We start from the raw sequence: 22,060 nt of genomic DNA on the forward strand, positions 1-22,060 counted from the left end.
TTAACTTCGCGGAGAAGGTTATGACACCTGAAGTGGTAATGGATATTTTCGCTGACGCTTTTATGCTCATTATTATGATGCTGTTGGTGATTGTGGGGCCAGGACTGATTGTGGGGCTGGTGGTGAGTATGTTTCAAGCGGCGACGCAAATTAACGAACAGACCTTGAGCTTTTTACCTCGTCTCATAGTCACTATTGCAACCCTGATGATGACAGGCCCTTGGCTGCTGACTAAATTTATGGATTTATTTAATCGGCTTTATTCCAGTGTGCCGAGTTTAATTGGGTGATGTGAAAACGCGTATTCTTACCCTCTGTTTTTTGGTCAAATGATATTGCTATGCAAGAGCTGATTATTTCGGAAGAGCAACTAATGCAATTTATCGGTCAATATATTTGGCCGCTCTTGCGTATTGGCGCCTTTTATTCGGCTGTACCCATAATTGGTGCGCGCACAGTGCCTGCGCGAATTAGAATTATACTGACTCTTTTTACGACCATCATACTGGTGCCTGTACTACCTGCTGCTCCGATTATTTCGTTTGTATCAATACAGGGTTTTATAATTGTTATACAGGAAGTTCTGATAGGTTTCGCCTTAGGCTTTGCAATGCAAATTGTATTGCATGTGTTTGTGTTGGCGGGGCAATTTGTTGCGTTAAAAATAGGTTTGGGCTTTGCATCGATGAATGATCCATCAAGCGGTGTGAGCGTAACTATTTTGTCACAATTTTATTTGTTGCTTTCAACGCTATTGTTTTTGAGTATTAACGGCCATTTGGTGATGTTGCAGCTTATCATCAATAGTTTTACCAGCTTTCCTATTGCTGCTGGCGGCATGGGGCCTGTGCAGTTTTTTGCAATAGTGGAGATGGGGTCTTGGATGTTCAATGCCGGCTTGGTAATAGCCCTGCCGTTATTTACGTCGCTTTTAATTGTGAATATGTCATTTGGCGTTATGAGTAGGTCTGCGCCTCAGCTCAATGTTTTTACCGTGGGTTTCCCGATTACACTCATATTTGGTTTTATTCTCATGTGGTTTTCCTTGGCAAATTTCCTCCCAGTATTTTTCTTGATTATAGATGAGGGTATGGGGACTTTGCGTATTCTGGCGGAGGTTCCTTAGTGGCAGAAGAAGAGGATAGCAGCCAGGAAAAGACGGAAGAGGCCAGTTCCCGAAAGATTGAGAAGGCGCGCGAAGAAGGGCAGGTGCCCCGATCGCGCGACCTTACTACTACGGCTGTGTTATTGCTTGCTGCTATAGGTCTTTATGCATTTGCCGGTTTTATGGGCGAAAAAATTATAGGTATTACCCGCGTTAGTTTTATTTTAACGCGCGAAGCGATTTATGATCCCAGTACCATGATTAGCTTGCTTGCTCGGGGGATTTACGATGGTCTTATGAGCATGGCACCGCTTATGACGCTGTTGATCATTGCTTCTATTGTTGGCCCTATTGCCTTGGGCGGCTGGAACTTTAGTGGCAAGGCCGTTGAGCCGAAGTTGAGCCGTATGGACCCGATGGCTGGACTAAAGCGCATGTTTTCGGTGAAATCACTAATTGAGTTGTTTAAGTCTATTGGTAAGGTGCTAGTGATTTTATTGGCCACTGTGTGGCTGTTAAAGTATTTTGCGCAGGACATGTTTCGGTTGGTGGATGAGTCAATTCACAGCTCTATAGTGCATTCGTTAGATATTTCGTTGCTGGCTACTATAGCGCTGGCCGCCACGACGATTGTGATTGCCGCTATAGATGTGCCGATTCAGCTCTATGAATACAATAAGAAATTGAAAATGTCGCGTCAGGATCAGAAGGACGAATCCAAAGACACTGACGGCAAGCCGGAAGTTAAAGGGCGAATTCGTCAGTTACAACGGGAAATTGCGCAGCGGCGCATGATGTCAAATGTTCCCGAGGCGGATGTTATTATTACCAATCCCACGCACTTCTCCGTTGCGCTACGCTACGATCCCGAAACTATGGCAACACCCGTCATGCTGGCAAAAGGGGGCGATCACACAGCCCTGAAAATCCGTGAAATTGCCAAGGCACACAACATTGAAATTATTGAGTCACCCGTGTTGGCGCGGGCGATTTTTTATACTACGGATATTGACGATGAAATTCCGGCGGGTCTTTATTTAGCCATAGCACAGGTGCTAGCTTATGTATTTCAACTTCGACTTTATCGCAAAGGGCGCGGTGAGCGCCCCAAGTATCCACGCAATGTAAAAGTCCCTTCAGATATGCGCTTTAATACTTCGGGAAAACCTGAATAAATTCGAAGTGGATTATTGGGGTGAGGTTGTTCTTAGGTCTTTTAGTGGTTGTCAGATTACATAAGCACTCATATACCCCCGCATTCCACATTTTCGAAACAATAGTAAAACTATTTGATAAAAACTATTTGATAAAAACTATTTGATAGTAGGTACGCTTCTTGCGATAGCTCTTAAAAGAGCAATTAACCGTCAAGAAACCGTACCCTATGGCCTTACCTACTTTTAGTCAGCTCAATAGTTTTGATGGCAAGTCAGCCTTTAATTCCCTGCGTGGTTTAGGGCGTGGCAATATCGGCATTCCCCTTTTACTTATGATGCTGTTGGCAATGATTATATTGCCGATTCCAGCGTTGTTACTGGATGCTTTCTTTACCTTCAATATTGCGCTTTCATTGGTTGTGCTCTTGGTGAGCGTCTATGCCATGCGCCCTCTCGATTTTGCCGCGTTCCCCACTATTTTGTTGATCGCAACTCTCTTGCGTCTTGGCTTGAATGTGGCATCAACCCGTGTGGTTTTACTTGAGGGCCATGAAGGTGGCGATGCTGCCGGTAAGGTAATTGAGGCTTTTGGTAATGTAGTGATCGGCGGCAATTTTGCGGTGGGCATAGTGGTGTTTATCATTTTGATGATCATTAACTTTGTCGTGGTTACCAAGGGTGCTGGGCGTATTTCTGAGGTGAGCGCGCGCTTTACCTTGGATGCCATGCCGGGCAAACAAATGGCGATTGATGCAGACTTGAATGCCGGTTTAATCGACCAAGATCAGGCGCGTACTCGTCGCCAAGAAGTGTCTTCGGAAGCAGATTTTTATGGGGCGATGGACGGTGCCAGCAAGTTCGTTCGCGGCGATGCTGTAGCCGGCATCATGATTATGTTTATCAATGTGTTTGGCGGTTTGGGTATAGGCATGATGCAGCATGATCTGACGGCTGCGGATGCTTTTCAAAAGTACACGCTGCTCACCATTGGTGATGGTTTGGTTGCGCAGATTCCTTCGCTTTTATTATCAGTAGCTTCAGCGATATTGGTAACACGTGTTAATACCTCTGAAGATATGGGCGCACAAGTTGTCAGCCAGTTATTTACGTCCCCAAAAGCGCTTGGTGTGGCGGCGATAATGTTGGTCATTATGGGGTCTGTGCCTGGTATGCCCCATGTAGCTTTTCTTGGTTTGGGCATCATTTGCGCCGCCTTGGCCTACTACATTCATTGGAAAAAACAGCAGCCAGCTCTTGTGGAGGAGGGTGGTTATACGCCCTCGGCAGGGCGAACATCAAATGAGACTAGCGCCCCTGTCGGTCAGGCGAGTCTTGCACCGCAACGTACAGCGCCTGCGCTACCAGCAGGTGCGCCTGAGTCGCCCGAGCTGGGGTGGGACGATGTACAACCAGTGGATGTGATTGGTTTGGAGGTTGGCTACCGCTTAATTCCGATGGTTGATCGACATCAAGGGGGGGAGTTGCTGGGGCGCATTAAGGGCGTCCGTAAAAAGCTTTCGCAAGAAATGGGATTTCTTATACCTTCGGTACACATTCGCGACAATTTGGATTTGATGCCGACTGGTTATCGCATCAGTCTCATGGGTGTGACTATGGCTGAAGCTGATGTTTATCCTGATCGAGATTTAGCAATTAATCCCGGCCAAGTATTCGGCACGCTCGAAGGTCTCAAGACCAAAGACCCTGCTTTTGGTTTGGATGCGATTTGGATTAGCGCCAACCAAAAAGAACAGGCCCAAACTCTCGGCTACACGGTTGTTGATCCTAGTACCGTAGTGGCAACCCATCTCAATCAAATATTGCAACAGCATACTTTTGAGTTGCTTGGTCACGAAGACGTGCAGCAGCTGTTGGATCTATTGGCTAAAAGTTCTCCCAAGCTCGCTGAAGAGTTGGTGCCAAATACGCTTAATTTGAATGTGTTGTTAAAGGTTCTGCAGAACCTATTGCGGGAACGCGTGGCTATTCGAGATATTCGCTCCATCGCCGAGGCCTTGGCGGGAAATACTGCAAAGAGTCAAGATCCCGCCGCTTTAACCGCCTTAGCGCGGGTCGCCTTGGCGAGGCAAATGGTGCAAAACATTATAGGTAGAGAGTCTGAGCTCTCTGTTATCACCCTTGAGCCAAGTTTGGAACAGTTATTGCTGGGTAGTGTTCAGCAGGCACAAAAATCTGGCGCTGATGACAGCGCCTTCATTGAGCCGGGGTTGGCTGATCGCTTGCAACAATCCTTAATCAGGACCGCACAAAAGCAAGAGGCATCAGGTAAACCCTTAGTGTTATTAGTTGCTGCACCGCTACGTGTAATGATGGCGCGCTTCGTCCGCCATAGTGTTCCCGATATGTGGGTCTTGGCTTACAACGAGATACCCGATAACAAACAAATCAGTATTGATGCGACTGTCGGTGCTGATAAATAACCATCCATCATCGTGCTGCGCTGGTTAGTAATTGTGAGTTTTTACTCTAGGAGATTGATATGCAGGTTAAACGTTTTGTCGCTGCTGATATGCGTCGAGCCCTCGAACTGGTTCGCCAATCGCTCGGGCCTGATGCCATTATTCTCTCCAGTAATCGTATTCCAGAAGGCGTGGAGTTGCTCACAACTATGGGCACGGATAGTGAACTTCAGCAATTACAACAGCAGCCATTTGGTCAGCTTGAAGGACATAGTGCTGCGCCGCTGTTGAGCGATAGCGCGTTCGGAAAAACTCAAGCACGCGATAATCAACAAGCGCGCGATTACCAAATGACGAAAGGCGGCGCTGCTATTCTCAGCCCGAAGCTGGATCATCCGAATGCCGGTAAAAGTGGTGTTCAGTTAGCTGAAGATATTGAACTGGCGCGTCAGCGTATGCTCGCAAAACGCAAGGCTGAAGATACAGCTAAAGCGTCTGCACAAGAGTATTTGGTGGGGCGTGATAACCGCGTCAACGCAGCTATTCCGCGTCGGGCGCAGGGAATAGAGCAAAACAGTCTAGCTAATGAAACTCCGCAGCTTCAGCGCAATACATCCCTTGCCGATCAAAAAGTGAATAGGCAAGAAAGTGTGAAAAGTGTCGGATCGAAAAAGGCAATGAGTGCAGCTGAAAAATATCCTCTTGTTGATGATGATGTCCTATTGGCTCCAAAAAAATCTGAGCCTTCGTTTAAAGATCTACTGCTAAAAGACTTAATGCCATCCACGGATCAGTCTGCCCAGTTAAGTGAGCTGCAGGCGGAAATTGCCGATATGCGCTATTTACTTGAGCAGCAGTTGGATCGGCTAACGGGCCAGCCAACGAATTATCCAAACTCTCCTATTTTGGCCAGTGTAAGTCGCCGTCTTGTGCGTCTTGGTTTGCCAAAAGAGGCTATAGCGAAAGTAATATTAAGCTGTAAAAAAACATCAAGTCTTAGTGAGGCTTGGCCTGATGCCTTGGCCAATCTTGCACATCAATTACCGATCAATGGCCGCGATGTTGTGAATCAGGGCGGTATCTTTGCGTTTGTAGGGCCAACTGGCGTTGGGAAAACAACGACTATTGGCAAGCTAGCTGCACGTTACGTACTTGAACATGGCGCAGATAAGGTGGCGCTTATCACTACGGATACCTATCGTATTGCGGCCCATGATCAATTGCGCTCACTCGCGCGCATATTGCGGGTGCCTGTACGAGTTGTAGATGAGAACAATACGCTGGAAACGGTGCTGCGTAGTCTACGTCACTGTTCATTGGTATTAATTGATACAGCGGGCTTTCGCCAAGGCGATCCGCATCTTAAGGCGCAGTTGGATGCATTGGCCACACAGCAGCAGGTAAAAACCTTCTTGGTCATGTCCTGTAACAGCCAAGAACAAATGCTAAAAGCGTCTATTCATGCTTATGGTAGTGCGCGGCTTCAGGGTTGCATTCTGACTAAATTAGATGAGACGGCCAGTATGGGTGAAGCTTTGGGCGTGGTCATGCAAAGTCGCTTGGCTATTACCTACACCACTGACGGGCAGGACATACCTAAAAACCTAGATGTGGCGCGTGCACATCAGCTGGTGGCTAAAGCAGTTGGGTTGTTAAAGGCCAACCCCGCCGCTGCCGCATGTTAAGACGAATATAAGGCTATAGGTTATAAGCAGGCTTGCTGGATTCGTAATATGAAATTAGTCAGCCGGACTGCAAATCTATATCTATACTCAGTTCACACTAAAGTTGAACCTCTTAGAGTAGTAAGCGAGCTTGGAGTTAAAGTTAGATGAGTCAAACGCGACCAGTTCAAGTCATCGCCGTATCTGGCGGGAAGGGCGGAGTAGGCAAAAGCAATATCTCCGTAAATCTCAGTATTGCCTTGGCTGAAATGCGCCGCAGGGTGGTGCTTTTAGATGCGGATTTGGGCTTGGCCAATGTTGATGTACTGCTGGGTATCAAGGCCACACATACGCTGGCTGATGTTTTAGCGGGTACCCACAGCTTAAGTGAGGTGCTCGTAACTGGTCCTGGTGGTGTAAAAATTGTCCCTGCTTCTTCCGGTGTTCAACGCATGGCGGAATTAAGTTCTGCTGAGCATGCGGGCTTAATTAATGCCTTCAATGATCTGTCCGACCAAGTTGATGTTCTTGTCATAGATACAGCCGCTGGTATTTCCGACACTGTGGTCAGTTTTGTGCGTGCGGCTAATGAGGTCATCATTGTCGTGTGCGATGAGCCATCATCAATAACGGATGCCTATGCATTAATTAAGTTATTAAATAAAGAATACGGTTTATTCCGCTTCAGGGTCGTCGCGAATATGACGCGTACAGCTCAAGAAGGTATCAACATGTTTAATAAACTCAATCACGTATGTGAACGTTTTTTAGATGTGACCTTGCAGTTTGTGGGTCAAGTACCCTTTGATGAAAATGTGCGCAAAGCGGTTCAAAAGCAAAAAGCATTATTGGAATTTGCGCCCAGCTCAAAAGCTGCTGTGGCAATTCGCGCTTTGGCTCAGGCCGTCGACAGATGGCCATTGCCTAATTCACCGACAGGGCGCCTAGAATTTTTTGTCGAGCGTTTACTGCAAGCAGCGAATGCGCGCTAAGACTTTTCGGTGTGTCAGAACAGGTGCTCAGAAATGGCCGCAGTCAATGGTTTAGCCATGTACGATAAAAAGCAACTTGCCGAACAACAACTCAATATTGAAGATTACGCTCCTTTGGTGAAGCGTATTGCTTATCATATGATGCTGCGTATGCCCGCGAGCGTACAGGTCGATGATCTTATTCAGGCCGGCATGATTGGGCTTATAGAAGCTACTCAAAAATACGATTCGGCGCGCGGTGCAAGTTTTGAAACCTATGCTGGGATTCGTATTCGCGGTGCAATCGTAGATGAAATGCGGCGCGGCGATTGGGTGCCGCGCTCTGTGCATCGCAATGCGCGTCGTATAGCTCAGGCTGTGGCGAAAGTAGAGGCGCGTTTAGGTCGAGACGCCAGCGATGTTGAAATTGCCGCTGAACTTGGTGTTGAACTTAATGAATATTTTACTATGCTGCAGGACTCTAATGGCAGCCGCTTGTTTAGCTATGAAGAAACTTTTGGCGATGACGATAGCAACATAGATGCCTCGGAACATGGCAGTTCATTTGTCACCCCTATAGAGGGGTTAGAGCGCGACGGGCTTAAAAAAGCACTTGTTAAAGCAATTGGAAATCTTCCTGAACGAGAGAGGATGGTACTGGCGCTCTATTATGATCAGGAATTGAATCTTAAAGAGATAGGTTTGGTGCTAGGTGTTAGCGAGTCCCGTGTAAGTCAAATACATAGCCAAGCGGCGGCACGCTTGCGGCAAAAGCTTTCTGGTTGGTAAAACAAAAAACATGTGTCGGCAATTTGGCTGTTCAATCGGGTGATAGAAATTTCTGCAGATTCATCAAAAAATGTACAGCCTGTGTGCGGATACAGATGAATTTATGATCATTGTGAAAATATTGGCTAGGTTTTGTTATAAAAGTTAAGGATATAAGCCTTTGTTACTGGCCTAAGCCTTAACTCCGACTAGACTAAGATTAATTGAAATTCCCGTTAGGGGTAGTGGAGGTTGCATTGGATAAGAATATGAAGATCCTGATTGTTGATGATTTTTCAACAATGCGACGGATTATTAAAAATTTACTGCGTGATTTGGGCTTCTCCAATACTCACGAGGCGGATGATGGTGTCACGGCGTTGCCAATGCTAAAAAATGGAGATTTCCAGTTTTTAGTGACAGATTGGAATATGCCGGGTATGACAGGCATCGATCTGTTAAAAGCGGTTCGCGCCGACGACAAATTGCGTAGTTTGCCGGTACTGATGGTGACGGCAGAGGCCAAGCGCGATCAGATCATTGAGGCAGCCCAAGCAGGCGTTAATGGCTATGTGGTTAAGCCGTTTACTGCACAGGCACTCAAGGAAAAAATTGAGAAAATTTTTGAGCGTGTAGGTTAATTCCTCGCGTCAATTATAAAAAGGCGTCGCAATGGTATCTGAAATCCAAACAGACATTAATAGTGAGTTTGTTACTGAGCTTAAAGAGTGTGCGAAGTTGCTCGCAGAAAAATTGCAGAGTAATCAGTTTGACGAGGCTTCAGTCTTAATTCAAAGCATAACTCAATCACGCGACAGGCATATTTTTCAGTCCGTTGGGCGCCTTACACGTGGCTTACATAACGCCATAGTGAATTTTAATGTCGATGCGGATTTATCAAAGGAGCCGCCAAAGATTGAAAATTCGGATATTCATGATGCTTCTAATCGCTTAAATTATGTAATAGAGCTTACACAGAAAGCGGCTGAAAAAACCATGGATGTCGTGGATGAGGCCGCCCCTATTGCAATGAATTTGGGCCAGGAGGCAAGCAGTCTTCGTGAAGAATGGGCGCGACTCAAGCGACGTGAAATGAGTGGCGATGAGTTTCGTCAGCTCTATGCGCGAATGGATGAATTCCTTGGGCAAATGGTAACTGGTACAGATCAACTTAGTAAAAACTTGCAAGATATAGTCTTGGAGCAGGGCTTTCAAGATCTCACCGGTCAAGTACTTAAACGCGTTATTGGTCTGATAAATGATGTAGAAAAAGACTTGGTGAGTTTGGTGCGTATTGCAGGGCAGGTGGAAGAAGTTACTGGCTTGACGATGGATGAAGAAACCATCAGTCATGATAAGGATGTAATGCAAAAGCGCAAAACAGAGGCAGAAGGTCCACAAATTAACACTTCGCGTGTTGATGTGGTTTCCGGGCAAGACGAAGTCGATGACTTATTGTCAAGTCTTGGTTTTTAATGTCCGGTTACTTGAGGAAAGTTGAATGAGTTTCGGTGACGACGAGGATATTCTTCAGGATTTTTTAGTTGAGGTAAGCGAGATTCTGGAGCGCTTGTCGCAGCAGCTGGTCGACCTCGAGCAGCGCCCTGATGACAAAGATTTACTCAATGCAATTTTTCGAGGCTTTCATACCGTGAAGGGCGGTGCAGGTTTTCTCGGTTTAAATCCTATGGTGCAGTGCTGCCATGTGACGGAAAATCTTTTTGATATTCTGCGTAATAGTAAACGCAGCGTTACATCGGAGTTGATGGACGTTGTATTGCAAGCACTAGACTTAGTCAATCAACAATTTGAATTGGTTTCTCAGCGCGAAGAGTTGCCACCGGTTGATCCATCGCTTATCGCGGCTCTTGAACGATTGGTTTCTTGTGATGATCTAAATGAGGCTGAAGCAGAGTCTGTTAGCGTGTCGGAGCGTATTCCTTCAGCAGATCCGGCTACGCATCAAGACGGCGATATTACCGATGTCGAGTTCGAACAGCTTTTGGATGCTATTGCAGACAAGTCGCCAGCTCAATCCACTTCTAAGACTCCAGATGTTAAGCCGTCATCATCTTCTAATGATGATATTAGCGATGATGAATTTGATGCTATCTTGGATCAGTTGCATGGTAAAGGACAAGGCCCTGGCATTGCGGCACCGAGTGCGGTTGTTGCGAGTGTAGTTGCACCAGTAGTCCCCGCAACAGAGTCAAGTGATATCAGTGATGATGAATTTGAAGCTTTACTGGATCAATTACATGGGAAAGGTAAGGGCCCAAGTGTTGAAGGTGCAGCAGTAGTCTCTGCTCCTGCTCCTATACCCGCGGTCGCGATAGAAAAAGCGAATGCTGAACTAATTAATGATGATGAATTTGAAGCATTGCTCGATCAATTACACGGAAAAGGTAAAGGTCCAACCGTTCCGACTCCAGGTGCAGCTCCTGTTCCAGCGGCTGTTGTTACTGCGGCGATATCCACGCCGCCTGCTGTAAAACCAAAAGTGGCAGCCTCTGCCGCACCTACACCAATCAAAAAACCTGACCCTATTAAACCGCCCTCTGCGGCAGATAAAGACAGTCAGCAAGTTGAAACTACGGTTCGTGTTGATACTCAGCGGCTCGATGACATCATGAATATGGTTGGCGAGTTGGTGTTGGTACGTAATCGCCTAGTTCGCTTAGGCAATTCTTCCACCAATGAGCAACTAGTGAAGGCAGTTGCAAACCTTGACGTGGTAACGGCTGATCTACAAACATCTGTTATGAAAACACGGATGCAGCCGATCAAAAAAGTGTTTGGTCGCTTTCCTCGGGTGGTGCGCGATTTGGCCCGTAGTTTGAAAAAAGAAATAAGTCTTGAATTAGTCGGAGAAGAAACTGATCTAGATAAAAATCTCGTTGAGGCGCTTGCAGATCCGCTAGTGCATTTAGTGCGTAACTCTGTCGATCATGGTATAGAGTTTCCAGATGTGCGAGAAGCAAATGGAAAGCCCCGTATTGGGCAAGTGATACTGGCCGCAGAGCAAGAAGGTGACCACATACTTTTATCCATTAGTGATGATGGTGCAGGTATGGATGCAAATAGATTGCGCGCTATTGCTGTGGAAAAAGGAATATATGATGAGGACACCGCTAATCGTCTTACTGATACAGAGGCCTACAATTTAATTTTTGCACCAGGCTTTTCCACCAAAAAAGAAATATCTGACGTATCGGGGCGTGGCGTCGGTATGGATGTGGTGAAAACTAAAATTACACAGCTTAATGGCAGTGTAGATATTAAGTCTACGTTAGGGAAGGGCACTCGCTTCATTATTAAAGTGCCTTTGACGTTGGCAATTATGCCAACCCTAATGTTTATGTCTGGCAAGCAAACTTTTGCTTTTCCTTTGGTGAGCGTCAATGAAATATTTCATATGGACCTAACCAAAAGTCATATTATTGACGGGCAAGATTGCGTTGCGATTCGCGATCAAGCTATTCCATTATTTTATTTAAAAGATTGGTTGGTCAAAGCGAGTTACGGGCAGCGCCCTGATAGTGCACATGTGGTTATAGTGACTGTTGGAACAAGACGTGTAGGCTTTGTCGTGGATCAATTAGTCGGTCAAGAAGAGGTTGTCATTAAACCCTTGGGTAAAATGTTGCAGGGAACACCTGGGATGGCCGGCGCCACTATTACAGGCGACGGCACTATAGCGCTAATTTTAGATATACCTAGTTTATTGCGTCGCTATGCTAAGGGCACCACTGCATGGGGCCACAGTTAATCTGAGATGAAAATATCGCTGGTGATTATGGTGTAGTCAACTATTAAGGCTAAGTGAGAGAATCTGTAGTTTAAGGTATTGTGGCCCCATCGCGCTGATCAATTAATATTTAGTGCAGTTGACGCTGCGGAGTAATGTAGATGCCACTTAGGGTACTAGTAGTTGATGATTCGAGTTTCTTTCAGCATCGGTTGAAAGATATTATTAACGAACATCCCGACTTAAAAGTGGTGGGCATTGCCAGCAATGGCCGAGAAGCAATTGAGAAAGCCGCTGAATTAAAGCCTGACATCATTACGATGGATTTTGAAATGCCAGTAATGGATGGTGTTACTGCCGTTAAACATATTATGGCTAATGGAAAAGTGCCCATTTTAATGTTTTCATCGCTTACTTACGAAGGGGCTAAAATCACTCTGGATGCTTTAGCCGCTGGGGCTTTAGATTTTATTCCTAAAGATTTTGCTGAGGTTTCACGTAGTTCGGCAGCATTAAAAAAGCGTTTGCATGAGCGTTTAATTACGTTGGCGCGCTCGGGCACACAATGGCGCATTCCATCTTCACCGGATGTTAAGCCGGCAGTAGGTGCGCAAGCCGCAGTTACACCAGCACCACGCTCCTTGCCAGCGGCTGCGTCAGTTTCAAAGCCTATAATTTCAAAAAGTGTAACCCCAGACCATGTAAAAAGTTCAGGTCTGGATACATATCATTTAAAAAAGCAGCCTAAGCTTTTAGTGATTGGTACTTCCACTGGCGGGCCTGTGGCTTTGGCAGAGGTTCTGGCTGCTTTACCGGCAAACTTTCCCGTACCAATTGTATTGGTGCAACACATGCCTGAAAACTTCACTAAAGCTTTTGCTGAACGTTTAAATAAGTTGTGCAAAATTCGTGTGCGTGAAGCTGTAGATGGTGATGTGTTAGAGCCAGGGCTTGCGTTATTGGCTCCTGGTGGTAAGCAACTAATGCTCGATAAACGCAATGGTGGCTCAGTGCGGGTATTTGTGGATGATGATCGTGTTACCTACAAACCTTCATTGGACATTACTTTCGGCTCGGCCGCAAATTGTTATGCAGATAGAGTTTTAGGTGTGGTCTTAACCGGAATGGGGTCTGATGGCTGCAAAGGTGCGCGGTTACTGAAAGATGCAGGTTCTGCACTATGGTCACAAGATGAGGCGAGCTGTGTGATTTATGGCATGCCGATGGCAGTAGCACGCGCAGGATTAAGTGATAAGGTTCTCAGCCTAAAAGAAATTGGGCCACGTCTGGCGCGAGAGGTTGTGTAGTGGATATTCTCAGTATCGTTGGCGTAATTTTGGGGTTTGCAGCTATTGTTGGCGGAAATTTTTTAGAGGGTGGTGGCTTCACAACCCTGATAAATGGGCCCGCTGCTTTGATTGTTCTTGGTGGCACTTTAGGCGCGGCTATTTTACAAACCCCCAAGCATAGTTTAAAGCGCGCCTTGCGAATTGTTGTATGGGTATTCAAACCGCCCTATGTTCCTTTTAAACAAGGTATTGCTAACATAGTGCGCTGGGCGACGGCGGCGCGCAAAGATGGGTTGCTAGGCCTTGAAGAGGTATCTGAGCGAGAGAAAGATGCTTTTGCAAAAAAAGGTTTGCAGTTGTTGGTGGATGGTAACGAACCTGAAGTTATTCGTCGTATTTTAGAAACTGACATGATTGTAGATGAACAACGTGACATCGACGCTATCAAGTTTTATGAATCAATGGGTGGTTATGCGCCGACAATAGGTATTGTGGGTGCCGTTATGGGTTTGATTCATGTAATGAATAATTTGGCTGATCCCGCACTCTTGGGACCTGGTATAGCGGTTGCTTTTGTCGCGACTATTTATGGGGTGGCTATCGCGAATCTTTTGCTGATTCCTATTTCTAATAAGTTGCGGATGTGTGTGAATGAAAACTCTCAATATCGCGAGTTGATCATTGAGGGTATTATTTCAATTGCTGATGGCGAGAATCCACGCTCTATTGCAATGAAGTTAAATGGGTATTTACACCCCCTTTGATTTATATAAGGTTTGGTGGCTGAGCCATGGCGCGTCGTCGAAGACAAGAGGTACATGTTAATCAAGAACGTTGGCTAATTTCTTATGCCGATTTTATTACGCTGTTGTTTGCCTTTTTTGTGGTGATGTATTCTATTTCGCAAGTCAACGATAGCAAGTACCGCGTACTTTCTGAAACGTTCGTTGAAGCGTTTAATAAGCCTAAAGATACCCAAGTTGACCTAAACCCTGAGGCACAACTTTCCCCATCGAATGATCCCATTACTCCGTTGGATATGGGTAAAACATCAATAAATCAAGCCATTGAAAATGGACAAATATCTATCGTAAGTGATCAGACTCCCCCGACTGTTCCTGCAGATGATAGTGAGCCGAATGCTGTGAAAACCAGTGATGAACTGACGCAAATTTCTGACTTGGTGAGTGAAAAGTTTTCACAGCTTATAAATGACCAAGTGATTCAAGTGTCGAGCAATGAGCTTTGGCTGCAGATTGAATTGAAGGATAGTATTTTATTTTCTTCCGGTGGTGCAGACCCTAGTGCTCAGGCTCTTAGTATTTTTAATGAAATTGCAACTATATTAAAAACCTATTCCAATCCTGTGCAGGTTGAAGGCTTTACCGACAATATTCCCATTAATAGTCCGCGTTACCCTACAAATTGGGAACTGTCGGCAGCGCGAGCCAGTGCTATAGTAAAAGTATTGGTTAATAGTGGTGTTGCGCCGGAGCGATTATCGGCGGTTGGTTATGGAGAGTATCAACCGACTGCTAGTAATGATACTGCGGTGGGCAGAGCGCAAAATCGACGGGTTGCTATTATGGTTGCTAAGCGAAAAATGGATCGCCCTAAGGTGTCTTTAGGTCGCTCTGTGGGGGCGGATGAGCCGGTAGTTGCGCCTTAATTAAATCTTCAGCGTCGTGGATTATTAATAGCTCAGCATTGTTGTATAAGTCAGCCACTTTAATCCCATCACTTACTCCTTTTCTGTATTACGCATTATCACCTCAATGTTTCGTTCCGGCGCCTCAAAAATGTCTAAGGAGTTTATGTAAAAAGACTGTTTTGAGTAGTATTGTATACATTAAGTATTCTTAGCCGCATTCCGTACTAGGACGATACTCATTATTTTTGCGTGAAATTTTAATTAAATTTAAAAAACGGCATAAAGTTTGCTGGATATACTTGCCTTTAAGAAAATGTCTGGTGTTTGACGCCAGCAAGGATTTATCCGTGCGTGTAATTGCAATTGCCAATCAAAAAGGTGGAGTGGGTAAGACCACCACCACAGTTTCCCTCGGTGGATTAATTGCCGAAACGGGCAAGCGCGTACTTTTGTTGGATATTGACCCTCATGGTTCATTGAGTACCTATTTCGGTTTTGATGCTGATCAGCTGGCATTGAGTAGTTACACCCTATTTCAAGAGCGCAAACAGTTAAGTCGCGACAGTGTGTTACGTTTGATTCAAACGACTAATTACCCCCTGTTAGATCTAATGCCCTCGACTACCGCTTTGGCGACGTTAGAGCGTCAAGCCATAGGTCAAGATGGTATGGGGCTAGTGCTTATGCGTGCTCTAGCCCTTTTAAGTAATGATTATGATTATGTGATCATAGATACACCGCCTTTGCTGGGTGTACTCATGATTAATGCGTTGGCAGCATGTCAATATTTATTAGTGCCAGTTCAGACAGAGTTTTTGGCGATGAAGGGACTGGAGCGGATGGTGAATACGCTCACTATGATGTCGCGTTCACGTAAAAAAGCATTGCCTTACAGCATTGTCCCCTTGATGTTTGATCGGCGTACCCAGGCTTCCGTAACGAGTTTGCGCAGTATTCGCAATAATCACAGTGAACATGTCTGGCCGGGGCATATACCTATAGATACTCGTTTTCGCGATGCGAGTAAGGCGGGAGTTCCCCCACATTTATTTGACGCTACGAGTCGTGGGGTCGAAGCCTACAGGTCGCTTTGGCATTGGTTGGAGAAAAAGCTATTTGAAGATGAACAGTTTGATCAAGCGGAAGCTGCATCGAACTCGTCAAAAACAGGTGCAATCTAGTGGCAGATATAAAACCGCCAGATGATAGCCTGAGTAGCTATTTTGATGAGCTGCTCGGCGCCGAAGAACTACCGCAGCTACAGCGAGATTCTGTGTCTGCTGCAACGACTAATACTAATAATAAAGTAGCAAAAGTTGTTAGTCTTACTAAAAAATCTCTTGCCCAAAAACCAATCTCTAAAACGCTAGAAAATCGCTTTGGTCAGGCGTCAAGCTTGAACACTAGGGTTTATTCTGCCCCTGAAACTAAAGTACGTAGTGCGCCGAGTCAATTTCCTGAAGTGCAGAACTTTGCTGAGCCCGTTGTTCGTCAAACGCCTGAGCAAAAACAACAATTGGAGAAATTACTGCAAACGGCTCGCACACAGCTATTGGTCGATTCGACTCAAATTTCCCTCCGAATTGCACAAGAGATAGTAGCACCAAGCGCGCCGCCCGTAATTGCCGAGCCTATAGCCTTACCTGAAGAGATTCAGGAGTGGGATATAGAGAGTGATTATGAAGCCGTATCGTCACTGGAAAGTGATTTTCCTGCAGGGGCGGTGTGTGAAGCTGAGCCTGTCGTGGCATCTGCTGACGCACTCACCTATAAGTTAGCAGGTGTGGAGTGGTTGGAGAATGGCCGCCCCGTCTGGGCGCAGGCGCGGTTTGATGTATTGCTTTTTAAAGTGTCTGGTTTAACCCTTGCTGTGCCTTTAATCGCTTTAGGTCAAATTCGACCAATTACTGAGGAGCTGACTCCTTTGTTTGGGCAGGCAGATTGGTTTATGGGATTTCAGCTGACGACTACAGGAAAAATCAGCACAGTAAATACCGCTAAATTTGTGATGCCTGAGCGATATGATGAGAACTTCATAAAGACTGCAAAGTATGTGGTGTCAATTAATGGAGTACCTTGGGGGCTTGCAGTTGATTCGGTTAATCAACCTATTAGCTTGCAGCCCGAGGATGTGAAGTGGCGCTCTGATCGCAGTAAGCGGCCGTGGTTGGCCGGCACCGTGAAGGATCATATGTGTGCATTGTTGGATATCCCTCAAATTGGACAGATTTTAATAGACCAAGATAAAAATTTTCAGCCAAAGCACAGCTAATCCGAACACTGTTATGAGCCCAGAAAAACCAAATAGATGATCTCAGTGGATAAAGTGGCACTCGTTGCGCTCTAGACTATAGTTATATCGACATTTAACCGATTGTGGCGCTTAGCTGTTTGATGTGGCGGGAGCGCGGCAATTGCCGAGTAGCAGAGGAATAAACGATGGCAACTGATTTAACAAAACAAAAAAGTAGTGATGATCCTGTATTGCAGTGGGTTACTTTCCGTTTAGACGGTGAAACCTATGGTATTAATGTAATGCAGGTGCAGGAGGTTTTGCGTTACTCAGAAATTGCTGCAGTGCCTGGTGCTCCATCATATGTGTTGGGAATTATCAATTTACGCGGTAATGTAGTAACTGTTATCGATACTCGCCATAGGTTTAATCTCCCTAGTGGTGAAATAACGGACAATACCCGTATTGTGATTATAGAAACTGATCGTCACGTTATTGGCATATTGGTTGATAGCGTAGCTGAAGTGGTCTATTTGCGTCAGTCCGAAATTGAAGTGGCACCTAATGTTGGCAATGAAGAAAGCGCCAAGTTTATTCAGGGTGTTTGTCATAAGAATAATGAGCTGCTCATACTGATTGAATTGAATAAGCTGTTGACGGGGGAAGAGTGGTCAGAGCTGGAGGATATTTAGTTGCATGAGCTTTTTAGGCGGTAAAAGTTGGATATAAACGTGCAAATGACAACACTGGAAATAGGTCTACTTATAAGCCTGCTCTTAAGCCTTATGGCATTTGTGCTGGCTTTTTACAGCCTAAAACAGTCGCGTGCGCAGGCTCTAGAAATAGAAAAAACTCTTCAAAAAGTAATGCGTGAGTTGGCTGTATCTAACAGCGGCTCAGTTGGGATGGGGCAGCGTCTGATGGCAATGGAAAAGCGTTTGCAGTCGGGCCCACAAAAATCCGAAAAAATTGATTATTACCAAGATGAAGAGTTTCAGCCTTACTCTCAAGCTGCACAGCTTTTTAAAATGGGCATAGATTGCGATGAGGTGGCGCGCCGCTGCGGGCTATCGCGTGCCGAGGCGTCATTGTTAGAGATGATGCAGAAAAATAGCCATTAGTGTTTAAGTTGCTATTAATAAGCAGGTTCAAACTGTAGCTGGACTAGCTGGGTCTTACAGTCAAAAGTGGCATAAAATTTAAAAACACAAAAGGAGATCAATTGATCTCCTTTTGTGTTTTTAAATTTCACTATGTAGCAGTGCAGAGTGCAATTATTGGATGTTTTAATTGTTAAATTGAAATTGCTGGCCAGAAATGCCGAGTGAGTCATCCCCAATTAAATAGGTGTAAGCGGGCATAAGATCTTCTGCTGTTTTTACGGTAATGGGGTCTTCCGCGGGATAGGCAGCGGCACGCATTTTTGTGCGTGTAGCACTAGGGTTAATGCTATTGCTGCGAATATTACAAGTACCTTCGAATTCATCGGCGAGAGTTTGCATTAGATTTTCTGCTGCTGCTTTGGATGCAGCGTAGGCACCCCAATAGGCGCGACCTTTAAATGCAACACTAGAGCTGGTAAATAAAATGCTGGCATGAGGTGCGTTAGCTAATAGTGGTAATAATGCTTGAGTCATCATAAAAGGTGCTGTGGCATTGACTTGCATGCAGCGCTGCCATGCGCCGAGAGAATGATTGCTGATGGGCGTTCGTTCTCCCAGATCGCCTGCGTTATATAAAATTCCATCGACTCTACCAAACGTCTCTTCTAAAACATTGCACATGTCGATGTAATCTTTTTCTACTGCGCTTTCAAAATTGATTGGCAAGATGGCTGGCTGCGGGTGGCCTGCTGCTTCAATTTCATCGTAAACCACCTCCAGTTTTGCCAGAGTGCGGCCCATGAGAACGACTGTGGCGCCGCTGGCCGCAAAACTTTTGGCGGCGACGCGACCTATGCCATCGCCCGCACCCGTAACGACGATAATTTTGTCTTTAAGGCACTCTGCCTTGATGCTGTAATCAGCGGGAATGTGCATGTCTCACCTCGAGTCGTAAGTGTGTGTTGCGCTGCGTTTGAGAGCAGGTCTAAAAGTTGTATGGTGGATTTTCCAATTAATTCAAATGTTTTTGGATTATGGGCCATATTTCATCGGCATGGTTTACGCAAAAATCAGCATTCCAGTTTTGTGCAGAGTCTTCGGCATCTATGTATCCATAGGCGGCGGCAATGGTAATGCTGCCTGCATTCTTGCCGCAGTCGATATCGCGTTTATGATCGCCAATATAAATAATTTCATGTGCTGCGCAGTTAAGCTGTTGGCCTGCCAAATGAAGTGATTCGGGGTCGGGCTTGCTGTGAGCAACATGGTCGGGACAAATGATGCTTAAGGGGGCTGGCTGTAAGTCAAGGGCAGCCATTAAGGGGAGAGTGTAGGCTGCGGGTTTGTTGGTTGCTATGCCCCAAGGGATTTGATGTTCTGCTAATTTACTTAGTAGCGGCATGATGCCAGGAAATGGGCAGGTAAAATCAGCGATGTGAGCAGAGTAGAGCGCAAGTAGGCGTTGGCGTAGCGGTTCAAACTGCGCATGGGTCTCGTCGATGGAGAATGCCATTTTAATCAATGCCTTTGATCCATTGGATACTGATGCGCGAATTTTTTCAGGCGCAATAGGCGTTTGCTGTTGCTCAATAAGTAGTTGATTTACCACGGCGATAAAATCGGGTGCCGTATCTAGCAGGGTGCCATCCAGATCAAACATGACTGCACGTATAGGTTTGCTCATGAATTACTCGCTGATTCTCTTGGCGTGAACCAAATAATTTACTGCTACATCATTAGGGTTGAGCTTGTAGTGTTTAGTGATGGGGTTATAGGTCATGCCAGTGATGGTTTGCAATTCTAAACCGGCAGCGCGTAGCCACTGCGCCAGCTCAGACGGGCGAATAAATTTGCTGTATTCGTGTGTGCCTTTCGGGAGTAATTTCAGTAAATATTCTGCACCTAAAATAGCAAAGGCATAGGCTTTTGGGTTGCGATTAATGGTGGAGAAATAGACGTCGCCATTGGGTTTTACCAGTTGTGCGCAGGCGCGAATAACCGATGAAGGATCGGGTACATGCTCAAGCATTTCTAAGCAGGCAACTATGTCGAAAGCGCCAGGCATTTGCTCTGCTTTATCTTCGGCAGTTGTTTGTTCGTAGTTGAGCTCAACCCCGCTTTCTAATGCATGTAAGCGTGCCACAGAGAGCGGCGCTTCACCCATGTCGATGCCGGTAACGTGGGCGCCGCGCAGCGCAAGCGATTCGGCCAAAATGCCACCACCACAACCGACATCAATAATAGTTTTGCCTGCGACTGGCGAGCGTTGATCGATAAAGTTGGCGCGCAGCGGGTTGATGTCGTGGAGTGGTTTGAATTCACTGTTTTTATCCCACCAGCGACTGGCGAGAGCTTCAAATTTTGCAATTTCAGCGCTATCAACGTTGGCCATAGGTCGTTCCCCGTTATGAAATGGTGTTGTGATTATTGTTGTGGGTGCCGTTTAAACGGCAATTTGTTTGCGCCACTGATGCGCTTTTGCCAGTATTTCGTGTTCATTGAGTGTTTGCAGTTGGCGCTCAATGAGGAGTGCCTTACCTTCAACCCAGACATGAGTGACTTGCTGGCCAGCGTGGGTATAAATAAGTTGTGAAAGTGGATTATACAGCGGTTGCATGCCGAGGCTGCTGAAATCTATGGCGGTTATATCGGCAGCTTTGCCGACCTCAAGGCTGCCAATTTTTTCCTCTAGCCCGAGTGCTTTGGCGCCGTTGATTGTGGCTAGGCGCAACGCGCTGTGAGCATTGAGGGCAGCGGCATCCTGCGCGACTGCTTTGGCTAAGAGAGCGGCAGTTTTGAGTTCGCTGAATAAATCCAAATCATTATTACTGGCTGCGCCATCAGTACCCAAAGCGACATTTATACCTGCATCAAGCAATTGCTGCACTGGGCAGAAGCCGCTGGCGAGCTTTAGGTTGGATTCGGGGCAGTGAATAACCTGTGCCCCACTGGCTTGCAGGATGGCTATATCGTCGTCATTTATTTGGGTCATGTGAACACATTGCACCAACGGTGACAACAGACCTAAATCCTGCAATCGCTGCAGCGGGCGCTTGCCGTAGGTTGCCATTGACTGCTGGATTTCCTGCGCGGTTTCATGCAGGTGAATCTGCACCGGCATATCCATTTCTTGGGCTAAGACGGCAATTTTTTGGAGCGGCTCATCGGCGACGGTATAGGGTGCATGGGGGCCAAAGGCAATCGATATAAGGTGATGGTTGCGGTAGTTGTCGTGCAGCTTTAAGCCTTTGGCGAAGTATTCGTCTGGGCCGGAACCCCAGGCGCTCGCAAAATCAAATATAGGGAAACTGATTTGGCTACGCATGCCAGCATCAAGGCAGGCTTGGGCCGCTTGTTCTGGGTAGAAGTACATGTCGGCAAAACAAGTTGTACCGGTTTTAATCATTTCTGCCATGGCCAATTGAGTGCCATCGCGAACAAAATCGGGACTTACCCAGCGTTTTTCGGTTGGCCAAATATGATCGTTGAGCCAAGTGTGCAGTGGGTGATCATCTGCGAATCCGCGTAGCAGGCTCATGGCGCTATGGCCATGGGCATTTATCAGGCCGGGTATTAATAGGTGGTTGTTGAGCTCTACGGTCTTGCCTACATAGCGCTGGGCGACTTCAGTTTGTGGTAGCAGGGCAAGAAGGAGCCCCTTGTCTATGATCAGCGCGCAGTCCTCGAATAAACGATTTTCGGGAATCACGGGAATTATCCAGCGGGCTTTAATAATCAAGTCGACGCTGAGTTGAGTAGTGGCACTGGATGTCATAAGGGGATTAGGCCTTGTAGGTAGAGGCAAAAAGTGGACGGCAGTATAACTGATGCTGGTGTTGAGTGGGCTGGATGCAATGCACGGGTTAGGTCAGATGTAAGGTTCATTTAGAGGTATTTGTTGGTTGTTATTTGCATGTCTTTTTTACCTCTATTTATCTCTTCAGTACTCTT

Annotated in this window: 21 protein-coding genes; 17 read left to right on the forward strand and 4 right to left on the reverse strand. The window is 46.1% G+C overall.

Going from position 1 to position 22,060, the window contains the following annotated elements; all coding sequences use genetic code 11:
- Positions 1-20: 20 nt before the first annotated feature.
- The 17 genes from fliQ to AC0KUT_RS08725 all read left to right on the forward strand — a co-directional run bounded on the left by fliQ (position 21) and on the right by AC0KUT_RS08725 (position 18,127).
- On the forward strand, positions 21-290 hold the full coding sequence (gene fliQ / locus AC0KUT_RS08645) for a flagellar biosynthesis protein FliQ (protein WP_488835138.1): 270 nt from the start codon (positions 21-23) through the stop codon (positions 288-290).
- Between the two features lie 50 nt (positions 291-340).
- Positions 341-1,126 carry a flagellar biosynthetic protein FliR gene (gene fliR / locus AC0KUT_RS08650; RefSeq protein ID WP_488835140.1) on the forward strand — a complete coding sequence of 262 codons (786 nt, stop codon included), beginning with the start codon at positions 341-343 and terminating at the stop codon, positions 1,124-1,126.
- Positions 1,126-2,280 (forward strand): flagellar biosynthesis protein FlhB, encoded by a 1,155-nt coding sequence (flhB, locus tag AC0KUT_RS08655; protein ID WP_488835142.1) that lies wholly within the window; start codon positions 1,126-1,128, stop codon positions 2,278-2,280. Before fliR ends, flhB begins: the two co-directional genes overlap by 1 nt.
- 209 nt (positions 2,281-2,489) lie before the next feature.
- Complete coding sequence (flhA, locus tag AC0KUT_RS08660) at positions 2,490-4,703, forward strand: flagellar biosynthesis protein FlhA (RefSeq protein WP_488835144.1); 2,214 nt, start codon at positions 2,490-2,492, stop codon at positions 4,701-4,703.
- 59 nt (positions 4,704-4,762) lie between these two features.
- Positions 4,763-6,367, forward strand: a complete 1,605-nt coding sequence (gene flhF, locus AC0KUT_RS08665; protein ID WP_488835146.1) for a flagellar biosynthesis GTPase FlhF — start codon at positions 4,763-4,765, stop codon at positions 6,365-6,367.
- Between the two features lie 146 nt (positions 6,368-6,513).
- Positions 6,514-7,338 (forward strand): MinD/ParA family protein, encoded by an 825-nt coding sequence (locus AC0KUT_RS08670; protein ID WP_488835148.1) that lies wholly within the window; start codon positions 6,514-6,516, stop codon positions 7,336-7,338.
- A 57-nt stretch (positions 7,339-7,395) separates the two neighbouring features.
- A complete protein-coding gene (locus AC0KUT_RS08675; RefSeq protein WP_488835686.1) occupies positions 7,396-8,106 on the forward strand; it encodes an RNA polymerase sigma factor FliA in 711 nt (236 codons plus the stop codon).
- Positions 8,107-8,342: 236 nt separating this feature from the next.
- Complete coding sequence (gene cheY / locus AC0KUT_RS08680) at positions 8,343-8,726, forward strand: chemotaxis response regulator CheY (RefSeq protein ID WP_488835150.1); 384 nt, start codon at positions 8,343-8,345, stop codon at positions 8,724-8,726.
- Between the two features lie 31 nt (positions 8,727-8,757).
- On the forward strand, positions 8,758-9,561 hold the full coding sequence (locus AC0KUT_RS08685; protein WP_488835152.1) for a protein phosphatase CheZ: 804 nt from the start codon (positions 8,758-8,760) through the stop codon (positions 9,559-9,561).
- 25 nt (positions 9,562-9,586) lie between these two features.
- Complete coding sequence (locus tag AC0KUT_RS08690) at positions 9,587-11,854, forward strand: chemotaxis protein CheA (RefSeq protein WP_488835154.1); 2,268 nt, start codon at positions 9,587-9,589, stop codon at positions 11,852-11,854.
- Positions 11,855-11,994: 140 nt separating this feature from the next.
- Positions 11,995-13,140 carry a protein-glutamate methylesterase/protein-glutamine glutaminase gene (locus AC0KUT_RS08695; protein ID WP_488835156.1) on the forward strand — a complete coding sequence of 382 codons (1,146 nt, stop codon included), beginning with the start codon at positions 11,995-11,997 and terminating at the stop codon, positions 13,138-13,140.
- Positions 13,140-13,886, forward strand: a complete 747-nt coding sequence (locus AC0KUT_RS08700) for a flagellar motor protein (protein WP_488835159.1) — start codon at positions 13,140-13,142, stop codon at positions 13,884-13,886. Before AC0KUT_RS08695 ends, AC0KUT_RS08700 begins: the two co-directional genes overlap by 1 nt.
- A 26-nt stretch (positions 13,887-13,912) precedes the next feature.
- A complete protein-coding gene (motD, locus tag AC0KUT_RS08705; RefSeq protein WP_488835161.1) occupies positions 13,913-14,791 on the forward strand; it encodes a flagellar motor protein MotD in 879 nt (292 codons plus the stop codon).
- A gap of 329 nt (positions 14,792-15,120) precedes the next feature.
- Entirely contained in the window at positions 15,121-15,954 is an 834-nt protein-coding gene (locus AC0KUT_RS08710; RefSeq protein WP_488835162.1) for a ParA family protein, read from the forward strand.
- Complete coding sequence (locus AC0KUT_RS08715; RefSeq protein ID WP_488835164.1) at positions 15,954-17,045, forward strand: chemotaxis protein CheW; 1,092 nt, start codon at positions 15,954-15,956, stop codon at positions 17,043-17,045. Before AC0KUT_RS08710 ends, AC0KUT_RS08715 begins: the two co-directional genes overlap by 1 nt.
- A 167-nt stretch (positions 17,046-17,212) precedes the next feature.
- Positions 17,213-17,698, forward strand: coding sequence for a chemotaxis protein CheW (locus tag AC0KUT_RS08720; RefSeq protein WP_488835166.1), 486 nt, complete (start codon positions 17,213-17,215; stop codon positions 17,696-17,698).
- 45 nt (positions 17,699-17,743) lie between these two features.
- On the forward strand, positions 17,744-18,127 hold the full coding sequence (locus AC0KUT_RS08725; RefSeq protein WP_488835168.1) for a DUF2802 domain-containing protein: 384 nt from the start codon (positions 17,744-17,746) through the stop codon (positions 18,125-18,127).
- Positions 18,128-18,292: 165 nt separating this feature from the next.
- Here AC0KUT_RS08725 and AC0KUT_RS08730 read toward each other — a convergent pair whose 3' ends face one another.
- The 4 genes from AC0KUT_RS08730 to AC0KUT_RS08745 all read right to left on the reverse strand — a co-directional run bounded on the left by AC0KUT_RS08730 (position 18,293) and on the right by AC0KUT_RS08745 (position 21,884).
- A complete protein-coding gene (locus AC0KUT_RS08730; protein ID WP_488835170.1) occupies positions 18,293-19,045 on the reverse strand; it encodes a YciK family oxidoreductase in 753 nt (250 codons plus the stop codon).
- Positions 19,046-19,121: 76 nt separating this feature from the next.
- Positions 19,122-19,793: an HAD family hydrolase gene (locus AC0KUT_RS08735; RefSeq protein ID WP_488835172.1), complete on the reverse strand. Its 672-nt coding sequence runs from the start codon at positions 19,791-19,793 to the stop codon at positions 19,122-19,124.
- 3 nt (positions 19,794-19,796) lie between these two features.
- Positions 19,797-20,501 (reverse strand): bifunctional 2-polyprenyl-6-hydroxyphenol methylase/3-demethylubiquinol 3-O-methyltransferase UbiG, encoded by a 705-nt coding sequence (gene ubiG / locus AC0KUT_RS08740; protein WP_488835174.1) that lies wholly within the window; start codon positions 20,499-20,501, stop codon positions 19,797-19,799.
- Between the two features lie 51 nt (positions 20,502-20,552).
- The gene (locus AC0KUT_RS08745; protein ID WP_488835175.1) at positions 20,553-21,884 is read right to left on the reverse strand and encodes a TRZ/ATZ family hydrolase; all 1,332 of its coding nucleotides are present in this window, start codon (positions 21,882-21,884) and stop codon (positions 20,553-20,555) included.
- Positions 21,885-22,060: the final 176 nt, after the last annotated feature.

The sequence above is a fragment of the Cellvibrio sp. 25HG11W-0 genome (assembly GCF_057815475.1).

Bases quoted from the DNA above. Each gene is read 5' to 3' on its own strand.
- AC0KUT_RS08670 (WP_488835148.1), top strand. From the start codon at position 6,514: ATGAGTCAAACGCGACCAGTTCAAGTCATCGCCGTATCTGGCGGGAAG.
- AC0KUT_RS08695 (WP_488835156.1), top strand. From the start codon at position 11,995: ATGCCACTTAGGGTACTAGTAGTTGATGATTCGAGTTTCTTTCAGCAT.
- AC0KUT_RS08730 (WP_488835170.1), bottom strand. From the start codon at position 19,045: ATGCACATTCCCGCTGATTACAGCATCAAGGCAGAGTGCCTTAAAGAC.
- AC0KUT_RS08685 (WP_488835152.1), top strand. From the start codon at position 8,758: ATGGTATCTGAAATCCAAACAGACATTAATAGTGAGTTTGTTACTGAG.
- AC0KUT_RS08690 (WP_488835154.1), top strand. From the start codon at position 9,587: ATGAGTTTCGGTGACGACGAGGATATTCTTCAGGATTTTTTAGTTGAG.
- AC0KUT_RS08725 (WP_488835168.1), top strand. From the start codon at position 17,744: ATGACAACACTGGAAATAGGTCTACTTATAAGCCTGCTCTTAAGCCTT.
- AC0KUT_RS08745 (WP_488835175.1), bottom strand. From the start codon at position 21,884: ATGACATCCAGTGCCACTACTCAACTCAGCGTCGACTTGATTATTAAA.
- AC0KUT_RS08675 (WP_488835686.1), top strand. From the start codon at position 7,396: ATGTACGATAAAAAGCAACTTGCCGAACAACAACTCAATATTGAAGAT.
- AC0KUT_RS08720 (WP_488835166.1), top strand. From the start codon at position 17,213: ATGGCAACTGATTTAACAAAACAAAAAAGTAGTGATGATCCTGTATTG.
- flhA (WP_488835144.1), top strand. From the start codon at position 2,490: ATGGCCTTACCTACTTTTAGTCAGCTCAATAGTTTTGATGGCAAGTCA.
- motD (WP_488835161.1), top strand. From the start codon at position 13,913: ATGGCGCGTCGTCGAAGACAAGAGGTACATGTTAATCAAGAACGTTGG.
- ubiG (WP_488835174.1), bottom strand. From the start codon at position 20,501: ATGGCCAACGTTGATAGCGCTGAAATTGCAAAATTTGAAGCTCTCGCC.
- flhF (WP_488835146.1), top strand. From the start codon at position 4,763: ATGCAGGTTAAACGTTTTGTCGCTGCTGATATGCGTCGAGCCCTCGAA.
- AC0KUT_RS08735 (WP_488835172.1), bottom strand. From the start codon at position 19,793: ATGAGCAAACCTATACGTGCAGTCATGTTTGATCTGGATGGCACCCTG.
- fliQ (WP_488835138.1), top strand. From the start codon at position 21: ATGACACCTGAAGTGGTAATGGATATTTTCGCTGACGCTTTTATGCTC.
- fliR (WP_488835140.1), top strand. From the start codon at position 341: ATGCAAGAGCTGATTATTTCGGAAGAGCAACTAATGCAATTTATCGGT.